The 13547-nt window shown below is 71.6% G+C and carries 7 protein-coding genes and 3 pseudogenes; 8 read left to right on the forward strand and 2 right to left on the reverse strand.

Annotated features, from left to right (window positions below):
* The 5 genes and pseudogenes from AN216_RS05235 to AN216_RS05250 all read left to right on the forward strand — a co-directional run.
* Nucleotides 1-986, forward strand: a 986-nt coding sequence (locus AN216_RS05235; RefSeq protein ID WP_079166281.1) for a FecCD family ABC transporter permease, incomplete at its 5' end; no start/stop codon positions are given.
* Between the two features lie 119 nt (nt 987-1105).
* Nucleotides 1106-2182, forward strand: a complete 1077-nt coding sequence (locus AN216_RS05240; protein WP_070195418.1) for a FecCD family ABC transporter permease — start codon at nt 1106-1108, stop codon at nt 2180-2182.
* Nucleotides 2183-2409: 227 nt separating this feature from the next.
* Nucleotides 2410-2820: pseudogene (locus AN216_RS29965) on the forward strand (ABC transporter ATP-binding protein); the annotation flags it as partial.
* A gap of 135 nt (nt 2821-2955) precedes the next feature.
* A complete protein-coding gene (locus AN216_RS05245; protein WP_244502327.1) occupies nt 2956-3804 on the forward strand; it encodes an ABC transporter ATP-binding protein in 849 nt (282 codons plus the stop codon).
* Between the two features lie 148 nt (nt 3805-3952).
* Nucleotides 3953-4924: an ABC transporter substrate-binding protein gene (locus tag AN216_RS05250; protein WP_070195410.1), complete on the forward strand. Its 972-nt coding sequence runs from the start codon at nt 3953-3955 to the stop codon at nt 4922-4924.
* 1032 nt (nt 4925-5956) lie between these two features.
* Here the strand turns inward: AN216_RS05250 and AN216_RS28580 are convergent.
* On the reverse strand, nt 5957-6538 hold the full coding sequence (locus tag AN216_RS28580; protein ID WP_139140860.1) for a hypothetical protein: 582 nt from the start codon (nt 6536-6538) through the stop codon (nt 5957-5959).
* Nucleotides 6539-7660: 1122 nt separating this feature from the next.
* Between AN216_RS28580 and mycP the strand changes: the two genes are divergently transcribed.
* On the forward strand, nt 7661-8800 hold the full coding sequence (mycP, locus tag AN216_RS26505) for a type VII secretion-associated serine protease mycosin (protein WP_170843035.1): 1140 nt from the start codon (nt 7661-7663) through the stop codon (nt 8798-8800).
* A gap of 28 nt (nt 8801-8828) precedes the next feature.
* Here mycP and AN216_RS05265 read toward each other — a convergent pair whose 3' ends face one another.
* Nucleotides 8829-10139: a hypothetical protein gene (locus tag AN216_RS05265; protein ID WP_070195413.1), complete on the reverse strand. Its 1311-nt coding sequence runs from the start codon at nt 10137-10139 to the stop codon at nt 8829-8831.
* 141 nt (nt 10140-10280) lie between these two features.
* Between AN216_RS05265 and AN216_RS29970 the strand changes: the two are divergent.
* Both AN216_RS29970 and AN216_RS31200 read left to right on the forward strand, forming a co-directional pair.
* Nucleotides 10281-12146 (forward strand): annotated as a pseudogene (locus tag AN216_RS29970) (DNA-binding protein); the annotation flags it as partial.
* Nucleotides 12133-13547: pseudogene (locus AN216_RS31200) on the forward strand (DNA-binding protein); the annotation flags it as partial. The pseudogenes AN216_RS29970 and AN216_RS31200, both read left to right, overlap by 14 nt.

The raw sequence follows: 13547 nt of genomic DNA on the forward strand, positions 1-13547 counted from the left end.
CCCGCCGGCTCGGCTGGACGTTCGCGGCGCTCGCGGCGCTCTCGCTTGCCGCCCTGCTCTCCCTGGCCCTCGGCAGCCGGCCCATCGCCCCGGCACAGGTCTGGGACGCGCTGCTGCACGGCGGTTCCGCGGCGGAGACAGAGGTCGTACGCACCATGCGGCTGCCGCGCACCCTGGTCGGCGCGCTGGTCGGGGCGGCGCTCGCGGTGGCCGGCGTGGTGATGCAGGGGCTCACCCGCAACCCGATCGCGGAGCCAGGCATCCTCGGCGTCAGCCAGGGCGCGTCGGTGGGCGTGGTGTTGGCCATCGCGTTCGCCGGGGTGCACACGACGGGCGGCTACATGTGGTTCGCGATCGCCGGCGCCGGCGTCGCCTCCGTGGCGGTGTACGCCGTCGCCGCACGGGGGCGGGGCGGCGCCACCCCGGTGAAGCTCGCGCTATCCGGGGCCGCCGTCAACGCGCTGCTGGCCGCGGTCATCGCGGCCGTGCTGACCACCCGGGCCGCGGCACTGGACGAGTACCGCTTCTGGCAGGTCGGATCGCTGTCCGGCCGGGACGCCGAAGTGGCGGCGCAGACCTGGCCGTTCGTACTCGCCGGTCTGCTGCTGGTGGCGTTCGTCGCACGTGGCCTGGACGCGCTCGCGCTGGGCGAGGACATGGCGAAGGGACTGGGGCAGAACATCGCGGCCGTACGGATCGTCGGCGGGCTCGGCGCGACCGTACTCACCGGAGCGGGGGTCGCGGCGGCGGGACCGATCGCGTTCGTCGGGCTGGCCGTGCCACACGTCGCGCGGGCGGTCGTGGGCACGGACCACCGCTGGCTGCTGCCGATGGCGGCGCTGCTCGGTCCGGTGATGCTGCTGGTCGCGGACACGGTCGGGCGGTTGGTCATGCCGCCCGGCGAGGTCCCGGCGGGGGTGATGACGGCGCTGATCGGAGTGCCGTTCCTGGTGGTCCTGGTGCGGGGGAAGGGGGTGGCTGCGTGAGCGCGGAGCGTACGGCCACCGGCACTGGTTCCGGGAGCACGGCTGCTGAGCGTACGGCCCGCGACACCGACCGTACGGCTGCCGGCCCCGGCCCCGGCTCTGGTTCCGGCCCCGGCCCAGTGCGTACGGCACCGGCCGCCCCGGCGCGCACGCGCCACGGCGCGCCCGCCGGATACCGGGCGTTGCGCCGACACCGGGCCTCCTTCCTGCTGCACCGCCGAACGGCCGTGGTCACCGGCCTGCTGGCGGTCGTACTGGCCGCGGCGGTGATCGCGAACCTCACCTTCGGAGAGAGCACCGTCCCGCCCGGCGAGGTGGTGCGGGTGCTGCTCGGGCAGCCCTCACCGGACCAGCTCGTCGTCGGCACCCTGCGCCTGCCGCGGCTCGTCGTCGGCCTGCTGGTGGGCGCCGCCCTCGGGATCTCCGGGGCGCTGATCCAGACGGTCGCCCGCAACCCGCTCGCCAGCCCCGACATCATCGGGGTCACGCACGGCGCCGCCGCCGCCACCGTCGGCGCGCTGACCTACGGACTGACCTCGCAGGCCGTACTCCCGTACGTCTCCGTGGTCGGAGGGCTGGCGGCCTCCGCGCTGGTGTACGTCCTGGCCTGGCGCGGCGGACTTCAGGCGACCCGGTTCGTGCTGATCGGGGTAGGGGTCGCGGTCGCCCTGCGCTCGGTCACCCAGCTCTTCCTCACCAAGGGCGACCACCTGGTGGCGCAACAGGCCAAGGTGTGGATGACCGGCTCACTGAACGGACGCGGGTGGGAACAGGCGGCACCGCTGGGCTGGGCGCTGCTGGCGCTGCTCCCCTTCGTGGTGTGGTCGGCCCGGGCGCAGCGCCGGGTCACGCTGGACGACGACACGGCCACCGCGCTCGGCGCCCGCCTCGGCCGCGACCGGCTGGTGCTGGTGGGCACCGGAGTCGCGCTGGCCTCGGTGGCCACCGGAGCCGCCGGACCGGTCGACTTCGTGGCGCTGCTCGCCCCGCAGGTGGTCCGCCGGCTGACCCGTACGGCGCAGATCCCGCTGCTGTCCTCGGCGCTGCTGGGCGCGTGCGTCGTGGTGCTGGGCGACCTGTTGGCCCGTCGGCTGTTCGCTCCGGTCGAACTGCCGGTCGGCGTGCTGACCGCCGCGATCGGCGCCCCGTATCTGCTGTTCCTCATCGTCCGCAGCCGCCCCGGAGCCAAGGCATGACCCACTCGACCCGTGACGCCTCCGCCGCCTGGACCGACCGCAGCCCGCCGGACCCCGGTCCGGGGCCGGCCGGTTCACCGAGCGGTTCGGCCGCTGTTTCACCGGCTGGTTCGACCGGTACCGCGCCCGGCGACTCGGCCCGTACGGACTCCACTGGCGGCGACTCCGCGCGCCCGTCCCGTCTCGCCGCCCGTGGCCTCACCCTCGCCTACGACGACCGTACGGTCGTGCGGGAGCTGGACCTGGCGGTGCCCGACGGCGCGGTGACGGCGGTCGTCGGCCCGAACGCCTGCGGCAAGTCGACCACCCTGCGTGCCCTCGGCCGGCTGCTCCGGCCGCGTGGCGGTGCGGTGCTGTTGGACGGGCGGGAGCTGGCCCGTATCCCGACCCGGGAGATCGCGCGCTCGGTCGGGCTGCTGCCGCAGGCCCCCGTGGCGCCGGAGGCCATCACGGTCGCCGACCTCGTCGCGCGCGGGCGGCAACCGCACCAGCGCTGGTGGCAGCAGTGGTCGGAGACGGACGAGGAGGCGGTCCTCGACGCGATGGGCCGTACGGACGTGACCGCGCTGGCCGAACGCCCCGTGGACGAGCTGTCCGGCGGCCAGCGGCAGCGGGTGTGGCTCGCGNGCGGTTCGGCCGCTGTTTCACCGGCTGGTTCGACCGGTACCGCGCCCGGCGACTCGGCCCGTACGGACTCCACTGGCGGCGACTCCGCGCGCCCGTCCCGTCTCGCCGCCCGTGGCCTCACCCTCGCCTACGACGACCGTACGGTCGTGCGGGAGCTGGACCTGGCGGTGCCCGACGGCGCGGTGACGGCGGTCGTCGGCCCGAACGCCTGCGGCAAGTCGACCACCCTGCGTGCCCTCGGCCGGCTGCTCCGGCCGCGTGGCGGTGCGGTGCTGTTGGACGGGCGGGAGCTGGCCCGTATCCCGACCCGGGAGATCGCGCGCTCGGTCGGGCTGCTGCCGCAGGCCCCCGTGGCGCCGGAGGCCATCACGGTCGCCGACCTCGTCGCGCGCGGGCGGCAACCGCACCAGCGCTGGTGGCAGCAGTGGTCGGAGACGGACGAGGAGGCGGTCCTCGACGCGATGGGCCGTACGGACGTGACCGCGCTGGCCGAACGCCCCGTGGACGAGCTGTCCGGCGGCCAGCGGCAGCGGGTGTGGCTCGCGATGGCGCTCGCGCAGGACACCGATCTGCTGCTGCTCGACGAGCCCACCACGTATCTGGACATCGCCCACCAGGTCGAGGTGCTCGACCTGATCCGGCAGCTCAACCACGACCGGGGACGCACGGTCGTGATGGTGCTGCACGACCTCAACCAGGCCGCGCGCTACGCGGACCACCTGGTCGCCATGCGGGACGGGCGGATCGTCGCCCGGGGCGACCCGGGCGAGGTGGTGACGGCCGAACTGGTGCGGGAGGTCTTCGGACTGGCCTGCGTGGTGGTGCCCGACCCGGTGACCGGCAGTCCGCTGATCGTGCCCGGGGCGCCCTGGCGGGCCGGCGCCGAGGAGACGGCGGAGGCGGCGGACGAGGCGAGGCGCACGCCTGGGCTGGAGTCCGCTTCCGGGCCCCAGCCGGAGCCCGAGCCCGAGCCGGCGGACGCGCCGGACCCGTAGCCCGTACGACAGCCGCCGGCGCGCGCCGGTGCCCGTACGCCCGTACGGACCCACGCGCAGCCTCGCCGCACGTCCGATCCAGCAGCACGTCCTACCCAACCGAAGAACCCGGGAGCACACCCGGACACATTCTGGAGAGGCCAAGCCCATGCCGACGCCCAAGCGCCGCGCCACGCTCGCCGTCACCGCCCTCACCCTCACCACCGCCCTCGGGCTGTCCGCCTGCGGTGCCTCCGACGGCTCGGCGGAGAGCAGTGGACCGAGCCACACCGTGCGTACGTACAAGGGGAAGGTGGAGGTCCCCGAGAACCCGAAGCGGGTCGTCGTACTGGACACCGCCGAGTTGGACTCCGCCATCACACTGGGCGTACGTCCGGTGGGCGCGACGAAGGCCGACGTGGGCAAGGACTTCCTGGGCTACCTGCCGAAGAAGGACCTGAAGGGCATCGAGAACGTCGGCACCATCGGGCAACCCAACCTGGAGAAGATCGCGGAACTCGATCCGGACGTGATCCTCACCAACGGCTCCCGGGACGCCAAGAACTACGACAAGCTCAAGCAGATCGCGCCCACCGTGATGACCGAGTCCACCGGGCGCGAGTGGAAGAAGAACTTCCAGGTGCACGCCAAGGCCCTCGACAAGGAGGCCGAGGCCAAGAAGGTGCTGGCGGACTACGATCAACACGTCACCCGCGTCACCAGGTCCCTCGGCGGCGAGCGGACGGCCGGCTCCCTGGAGACGAACGTGATCCGCTTCGTCGAGGGTGCGGACATGCGTATCTACGGAGACGGCAGCTACATCGCGACGCTGCTGAAGGACGTCGGCCTGGGCCGTCCGCCGATCGTCGACAAGGCCACCGCGCATGACGGGCTGATGCTGGAGGTCAGCCCGGAGCAGGTGGACAAGGCCGACGCGGACATCCTCTTCTACACCTCGTACGGCGACAAGCAGAAGTCCGGCGAACACGACGCGCTGGACAGCGGCCTGTGGAAGGGCATGGAGGTCGTGAGGGACGACAAGGCACACCGGGTCGACGACGAACTGTGGATTCAGGGCATCGGCTACACGGCCGCGGAGCAGATCCTGGACCAGTTGGAGAAGTTCCTCGCCGAGGGGTGACGCCAGTCGCTCGCGCCAACGGAGCTGTGCTCGGCGGCGGTTGTGGGACGAGCGCCCGGCTACTACAGTGACTGTTGACTACTCACAGTAGCCAGGTGCACTCGCGCTCACCCCGGCTGGCGCCAACTGCCAGAAGATGGCCTTGTCTGCCCTGGCCTCGGCCACTCAGGGGAGGTAAGCGTGTCGTCCCAGGCACAGCCCACTGGGGACACCGCAAGCGTGTCGTTAAACTAAAATACGGATGGTCTAGCGCACCAAAATCCAGCAAGGCCGGACATATTTACTTTTCTAGTGGTTCTGCATTCATCGATATTCACTTTGCACGCTCTCAATCTCAAACGAGCATGTATTTCACTTGCCGCCTTTCAGGGAAGAGCCCTCAAATAGTTCGTGGAACTATAAACGCCGACTGGACCAACAAGGATCTCAACGCAAAACAAGAGTACAGAAAATCCACTCAAGCTCTTCTAGTAACCTCCGAAAGGATAAGTAAAAGACTGGGTTGCGAAAATGATCTTTCCCTGAATCCCGAATCAAAGGTGGAGTATCTACTGGAGGACACGGGTCCGGAGGATGATGGCCATCTACTGCCCAGCCCGCCAGAATCAGGCCCTTTGTCGAAGCGGAGCGGCTGAGCGTCGACCAGCACTTCGCCCGGGAGCAGTTGGGAACAGCCCCCTCTATCGACAGAGTTCTCGAAGGTGGCAGAGACCACATTCCTGCATCGCGGACCACACGGTGGCGTCGTGGCCGACTAGTTACTATGATGACTGATCAACTTACTGACCGTAGTTCTTACTTGCAGGTCGAGTGGATGCTGCTGCCTGCGAGGGGTGACACCCGGGGGTAGGGAGCCCAGCGGGGGCGACCAACAGGCGGGAATGCGCCTGGAGGTGGGCGTCGTCTGTGCTGCCGGTGACTCGTTTAACCGTCCGTCTGTCGTGTGACGTGTGTGGGGAGGGGTGGGACTGTGGCTGGTTCGGGTGGGTTGGAGGGTCCGTTCGCTGGTGCGGGGGAGATCTTCACCGACTTCTATGCGGTGACGGATTTCGCGGGGTATTCGCATGAGGAGTTGTTGGGGATGGTGGAGGGGGCTGATCCGGAGGAGTCGCAGCGGTTGGGGGAGAAGCTGGTGCGGGCGGCGAAGGTGATCGAGAAGATCGGGGATGACTTGAAGCGGCATGTGCCGCGGGTGGATTGGGAGGGGGAGGGCGCGGCGGAGTGTGGGGTGTGGAGTAACGAGATGGCGAGTGCGGCGTTGCGGTTGGGGTTGATGAGTCGGGGTGCGGGTGAGGCGATGCAGGGTGCGGCGCAGGTGTTGCGTGAGGTGCGGCGGGATATGCCGACGCCGTCAGCCGAGGCGCGTGGGGTGATCGAGGGGTTCGAGGTGCTGAACCCGGGTGGCTTGGAGGGGCGCAGTCCGCTGGCGCCGTCGCACAAGTCCAACGGTCCGGGGCCGTCGTACGAGGAGGCGTACGCGGCACAGGAGCAGCTGGCCGACCAGCATGGCGAGGCGGTGCGCCAGATGGAGAAGCTGGCCCGCTCGTACGGACAGACCACCGCGACCCTCCAACAGCTCGAGCGACCCACCTTCCCACCCATGCCCGAAGCCATGATGCCGCCGAAACCTCGCGACTACAGACCAACCGAACAAAAAGTGCAACAGCAAGTTTCTGTCCAGCAACATAGCCCGGGTGTAGAAGGAGTGGAACAGGCCGACGAGAATGTGGGGCAACAGCGACTCGGTCCCGCCGATGGTGTTCCATCCCCTACGCCTCTTACCTCTAGTCGAGATGTTGGGGTGGATGTGGCGGGTGGGGTGAGGGTTCCGGAGATGCCTTCTGGGTCTCCGTCTTCGGGGCCGGGTCCTGCTCAGCAGGGTCCTGGGCTTGGTTCGGGTCCGGTGGCGGAGGGGCCTGTGCCGCCGGGGCGTATGCCACCGCCGCAGTCGGGTCAGCCGGCACCTCGCCCGCCGATCTCTGCCGGTCCTCAGATGCCCAAGCCACCCAGCGGGCCAGGGGATTCGTCGGGTCGTCCACCGGGGGCGAACACCTCTCCGATGGGGCCGCGTCCGGGGACGCGTCCGCCCGGGGATGGGATTCAGGCGGGCCGGCCGATCAACCAACCCAGCCAGCAACCGCGTTCGATCCCCCGTCCCACGGTGGTCGGTGGTGAGCAGCCGGGCCAGAACCAGCAAGCCCGTCCTCCGGGCTACCGCCCACCGACCGGCATGCCCGGGACTGGCGGTCCGGTAGGCCAGCAGAGCCCGGGCGGTGGGCGCAGGCTTGCCTCCCAACCTGGTGGCCCGGCCGGTCTTCCACGCTCGGGTGTCGTACCGCCAGGACGGCCCTTCACCCCGGGTGGTACGGGACTGGTGCGCCCGGCGGCGCAGGGCGGCAACGAGGCTTCGCCACGCTCCAGCCACCCCGCCGGCCGAGGACCAGGCGCCACGGGTCCTACTGCTGGGCGCCGGGACGAGCGCGAGCATGGGTCAGAGCGCCCGGACTATCTCGTGGAGGATGAGGAGACCTGGACGCGATCTACTCCTCGTACCGCCCCGCCTGTTGTCGAGTGACCCGAGACTGGGAGCAGACGAACCACATGCGTAGCTACGGTCCTGGTCGGACCGCACTGAGGAACCTCTCGGCAACGGCACTCGCGCTGGCCGTGGTGGGCGTGGGCGCCGTACCCGCCCACGCGGAAAGCGTCCGGGAACGGCAGTGGCACCTCGACGCCATGCAGGCCGAAGAGATGTGGAAAACCAGCCAAGGCGAAGGCATCACCATCGCCGTCATCGACACCGGCGTCGACCCCACCCTCCCCGACCTCCAAGGCCAAGTCCTCAAAGGAAAAGACTTCTCCACACGCCCAGGCGACGCCCACGACGACTATAAAGGCCACGGCACCGGCATGGCAGCCCTCATCGCCGCCACCGGCGCAGCAGGTCCCAAAAACGGATCGTACGGACTTTCTCCAAAATCAAAAATCCTGCCACTTAGGATCAAGGGATCCGAAAATTATAGAAACGAAGCCGAAGCCCAAAGAAATTTTGGAAAGGATATTGGGCCGGCAATCCGCCATGCCGCAGACTCGCAAGCCAAGATCATAAATATATCCATGGGATCTGGAGAGGGTTCACCCGAACTGAGAAGCGCGATTAATTATGCCCTCGCCAAGGGAAAGATGATATTTGCGGCAACAGGGAACAGCGGCAACGGAGGAAATACAGTCAACTATCCCGCAGGAACACCAGGAGTAATCGGAATTTCTGCGGTTGATAAACGTGCACGCTCTACGGATGAATCGCAATCCGGAAAGCAAGTAGACTTGGCGGCTCCAGGAAAGGATATTCTTGGCGCTTGCCTCGATGTCTCTGACGTATGCACCACCCATGGCACGAGTGACGCGACAGCAATTGCCTCCGCTTCGGCCGCGTTGATCTGGGCCGAGCATCCGGACTGGACGGCGAACCAGGTGACCCGGGTGTTGGTGAACACCGCCGGTGGCCCCAAGAACGGTGACGAGCGGGACGACTTCATCGGCCACGGCGTCGTACGCCCCCGGGTGGCACTCAAGAACCCCGGCGACCCAGGAGACCCGAACACCAACCCGCTGCCAGGCCCGTACAGCGAGAGGAAGGCGGCCTCCGACGCGAACAAGCCGGCGAAGCCCGGTGGTTCGGACAGCGAGGACGACAAGCAGCAGGCCGCCTCAGGCGACGACTCCGCCCCCAACTGGCTCGCCTACGGCCTCGCCACCGCGGGCATCCTCGCCGCCGGAGGCGCCGCCGGCCTGTACGTACGCCACCGCCGCCACACAGCCAACACCCCGTATCCCACCGCCCCCTACGGCCCCGGCCAGCCCCCGCGCCCCTGACGCCCGCGCACCCTCAACCGCGCGTCCGTCAGCCGCCCCCGCCCGGGCGGCGGGCGCGCCACAGCAGGAACAGCGCGCTGCTGACCGCCGCCACCCGCAGTGCCACCGGCCAGGCATCCCCCAGCGCGTCCCCCAACGCACCCTCGCCCTTCGCGATCTCCGGCCCCCACTTCTCCGTCGCCCGCCCCCACAGCCACAGCATCATGCCGCCCGCGACCAGCCCTGGCATGCCCAGCGCCGCCCACTTCCCCTCCGTACGGCTCAGCCGCGGCGACCAGTACGCCCCCAGCCAACCGGCGGCCAACACCGGCAGCGAGCCGACCACGGCACCCGCCACCAGCAGTACGGTCGCCGCCAGTTCGACGAAGCCGCCCGCCCGTGGACCACCCGCGTCACGTCCCAACCCCAGGAGGCGCAGCAGCGGCCCGAACCGCACGGGCTTGTTGGTGCTGCTGTCCGAGGACTCGGTGAACGGCGTGTCCGTGCCCGGTTTCGCGCTCGGCGCCCGCGGGCCGTCGCCGTCACTGTCACCCGCGCCGGGCGCCTTGGGCGCCTCGCCCCTCCCGTCGGTCGACTCCTCGCCGGGCGGTTTCATCACCTCCGGCAGTTCGACGCCGCCCACGAAGCCGGGCACCAGGTCCGAACCGGGGCGTTCGGAGGTCGTACCTCCGGCTTCCGAGCCGTCGGAACCGGCACGGGAGCCGGAGGTTCCGCTGCCGGATCCGCCACGGAAGGGCGCGGGCGCGATGTTCCACCAGTCCGGCTCCTCGTACTCCTCCGGTCCCAGCTCGTCCATCCCGGCCAGGTGCGGCGGTGCGGCGCCCCGCGCGGCGGCCGGTGGTTCCGCCGCCGCCTCCGGGTCCTTGCGCAACTGCTGCGGCAGCCGCGGCAACTTGGGCGCCGACAGCTTGGGTGCCCGGGGGAGCCTGGAGGAGCGTGGTTCCTCTGGTACGGACGGCCGGTGCGTCGCCATCCGGGTGTCGTCCGCCGGGTTCCCCGTGCGGGGGCGCCGCTCGGCCTCCGGGTCCGTGCCGCCCGTACGAGCAGCGCCTCCGGCGCCCGTACCGCCTCCGGCATCCGGGCCGCCCCCGTCAGCCGAGCCGCCCGAGCCGCCGTCGGCGTTCGCTACCAGGTCCTCCGGCCTGCCGAGCCGCCGCAGGATCCTCCGCGTCGCGGCCTTGCTCTCGGCGCCGCCCGCCGCGGTCCGCATCCGCTCGATGTCCGTACGCAGCCCGCTCACCAACCGCGCACGCTCGGCGGCGGTCATGCTGGTGCCGTGCGCCAGGTCACCGACCCGACTGAGATAGTCGAAGACCAGCTGGTCGCTCTCGATCCCCACCCAATTCCCCAACGGCCGCCGACTTCTGAGGCACCTGACCTTGGCACCGTACCGCGTGCGCCGTCCCACCGGAGCGGGATCGGGCCGTGCGCACGGACGAACCCGGGACGTTCCCCGAGGTCAGCCGCTAATGTGGGACGGATGAGCACCGAGCAGCAGCCCGGCGGCGCCCCGTCCCGTACGCTCGCCGACGATCTCCGCGCCCGCACGGACAGCACTCTCGCGAACCTCCTGCGTACTCGCCCCGACCTGCTGTCCCCGGTGCCGGGCGACCTGACCCAGCTGGCGACCCGCGCGGGCACTCGGGCCTCGGTGGTACGCACCGTAGAACGCCTCGACTGCTTCGCGCTACAGACCGCCGAGGCGCTGGCGGTGGCCAGCGACCCGTGCCCGTACGAGGAGCTGCGTGCGCTGTTGACCGGCGCCGCCCCCGAGCCGGCGGAGCGCGCGGCGGTCGACGCGCGGCTGCCGCGGGCACTCGACACCCTGCGTGCCCGTGCCCTGCTGTGGGGGGCGGACGACCGGCTGCGGCTCGTACGGACCGCCCGCGAGGTGTTCGCGCCGGCCACCTCCCGCCCCTCGCCCACTGGGTTGGGTCCGACGCTTACGGAAGCCACCTCCGGGATGTCTCCGGGCCGGCTGCAGGAGATCCTGAGCGCGGCCGGACTGCCCCCCACCCACGATCCGGTGAGCGCGCTGGGCACGCTCGGCGAACTGTTCGCCGACCGGCGGCGGATGACCGAGCTCCTCTCGCACGCCCCCGGACAGAGCATGGAGGTGCTGGGCAAGCTGGTCTGGGGCCCGCCGTACGGCACCGCACAGCACCGCTCCCCCAGCGCCCCGCTGGCCTGGCTGCTGGATCGGGGCCTGCTGCTGCCGACGGGCGAACGCACCGTCGTACTGCCCCGCGAGGTCGCGTTGCACCTGCGCGGCGGCCTGGCGCACCGCGCCCTGGAGCCGGTGCCGCCCGCGGTGGACGTACGCCGCGAGCATCCGGCGGCGGCCGTGGACGCGGCGGGCGCGGCACAGGCGTTCGGGGCGCTGGACACGCTGGAGGAGCTGCTGGGCGCCTGGGAGGCCGAGCCGCCACCGGTGCTACGCGCGGGTGGCCTGGGCGTACGGGAACTGCGGCGTGCCGCCGGCATCCTGGACCGGCCGGTCCCGGAGGCGGCGTTCTGGCTTGAACTGGCCTACGCCGCTGGCCTGTTGGCGTCCGACGGGGAGACCGAGGAACGCTGGGCGCCCACCCCGGACTACGACGACTGGCTGCGCGAGCCCGCCGACCGCCGCTGGGCCCGGCTGGTCAGCGCCTGGCTGCCGGCGACCCGGGTGCCCGGGCTGGTCGGCGCGCGGGACGGCAAGGGCCGCAACCTCGGCGCGCTCGGCCCGGGGCTGGATCGGAGTCTCGCCCCGGACGTACGGCAGCGCACCCTGACGCTGCTCGCCGAGTTGCCGGCGGGCGCGGCGCCCGAGCCGTCGACGGTCGCCGATCGGCTGCGGTGGGAACGGCCGCTGCGGGGCAGCACCCTGCTGGACGAGACCGGTACGGTCTGGCAGGCCCGGCAGGGCCGTGCGACGGGGGCGCCGACCGACTCGACGGAAGCGGAGCCGGAAGCGGAGGCTCCGGACGGAGGCCGGAACCAGGACCGGAGCGAGGACGGCAACCAGGACCGGGCCGGCTCCGTGACCACCGAGTTGCGTACCCGGCTGGCGCGATGGACCCTCGCGGAGGCGGAGCTGCTCGGCCTCACCGGTCGCGGCGCGCTCACCTCGTACGCCCGCCCGCTCACGCCGCCGGCCCACGCTGACGATCGTACGGAGCGTACGGACCGCCCCGGCACCGGCCCGCGCCCGGACCTCACGTCCGCCACCGCCTGGGAACACCCCCGCACCGCCGCCGAGTCGTTCGCCGCCGCCGCCGAGGCGGCCGACGCGCTGGCGCCGCTGCTGCCCGAACCGGTCGACCACGTGTTGCTCCAGGCTGACCTCACCNCTGCTGTGGGGGGCGGACGACCGGCTGCGGCTCGTACGGACCGCCCGCGAGGTGTTCGCGCCGGCCACCTCCCGCCCCTCGCCCACTGGGTTGGGTCCGACGCTTACGGAAGCCACCTCCGGGATGTCTCCGGGCCGGCTGCAGGAGATCCTGAGCGCGGCCGGACTGCCCCCCACCCACGATCCGGTGAGCGCGCTGGGCACGCTCGGCGAACTGTTCGCCGACCGGCGGCGGATGACCGAGCTCCTCTCGCACGCCCCCGGACAGAGCATGGAGGTGCTGGGCAAGCTGGTCTGGGGCCCGCCGTACGGCACCGCACAGCACCGCTCCCCCAGCGCCCCGCTGGCCTGGCTGCTGGATCGGGGCCTGCTGCTGCCGACGGGCGAACGCACCGTCGTACTGCCCCGCGAGGTCGCGTTGCACCTGCGCGGCGGCCTGGCGCACCGCGCCCTGGAGCCGGTGCCGCCCGCGGTGGACGTACGCCGCGAGCATCCGGCGGCGGCCGTGGACGCGGCGGGCGCGGCACAGGCGTTCGGGGCGCTGGACACGCTGGAGGAGCTGCTGGGCGCCTGGGAGGCCGAGCCGCCACCGGTGCTACGCGCGGGTGGCCTGGGCGTACGGGAACTGCGGCGTGCCGCCGGCATCCTGGACCGGCCGGTCCCGGAGGCGGCGTTCTGGCTTGAACTGGCCTACGCCGCTGGCCTGTTGGCGTCCGACGGGGAGACCGAGGAACGCTGGGCGCCCACCCCGGACTACGACGACTGGCTGCGCGAGCCCGCCGACCGCCGCTGGGCCCGGCTGGTCAGCGCCTGGCTGCCGGCGACCCGGGTGCCCGGGCTGGTCGGCGCGCGGGACGGCAAGGGCCGCAACCTCGGCGCGCTCGGCCCGGGGCTGGATCGGAGTCTCGCCCCGGACGTACGGCAGCGCACCCTGACGCTGCTCGCCGAGTTGCCGGCGGGCGCGGCGCCCGAGCCGTCGACGGTCGCCGATCGGCTGCGGTGGGAACGGCCGCTGCGGGGCAGCACCCTGCTGGACGAGACCGGTACGGTCTGGCAGGCCCGGCAGGGCCGTGCGACGGGGGCGCCGACCGACTCGACGGAAGCGGAGCCGGAAGCGGAGGCTCCGGACGGAGGCCGGAACCAGGACCGGAGCGAGGACGGCAACCAGGACCGGGCCGGCTCCGTGACCACCGAGTTGCGTACCCGGCTGGCGCGATGGACCCTCGCGGAGGCGGAGCTGCTCGGCCTCACCGGTCGCGGCGCGCTCACCTCGTACGCCCGCCCGCTCACGCCGCCGGCCCACGCTGACGATCGTACGGAGCGTACGGACCGCCCCGGCACCGGCCCGCGCCCGGACCTCACGTCCGCCACCGCCTGGGAACACCCCCGCACCGCCGCCGAGTCGTTCGCCGCCGC

Source organism: Streptomyces oceani (genome assembly GCF_001751245.1).
Taxonomy (GTDB): Bacteria; Actinomycetota; Actinomycetes; order Streptomycetales; family Streptomycetaceae; genus Streptomyces; species Streptomyces oceani.

Excerpts from the sequence above, each read along its gene's own strand:
- AN216_RS05250 (WP_070195410.1), top strand. The coding sequence starts at position 3,953 with ATGCCGACGCCCAAGCGCCGCGCCACGCTCGCCGTCACCGCCCTCACC.
- AN216_RS28580 (WP_139140860.1), bottom strand. The coding sequence starts at position 6,538 with ATGGCTTCGGGCATGGGTGGGAAGGTGGGTCGCTCGAGCTGTTGGAGG.
- mycP (WP_170843035.1), top strand. The coding sequence starts at position 7,661 with ATGCAGGCCGAAGAGATGTGGAAAACCAGCCAAGGCGAAGGCATCACC.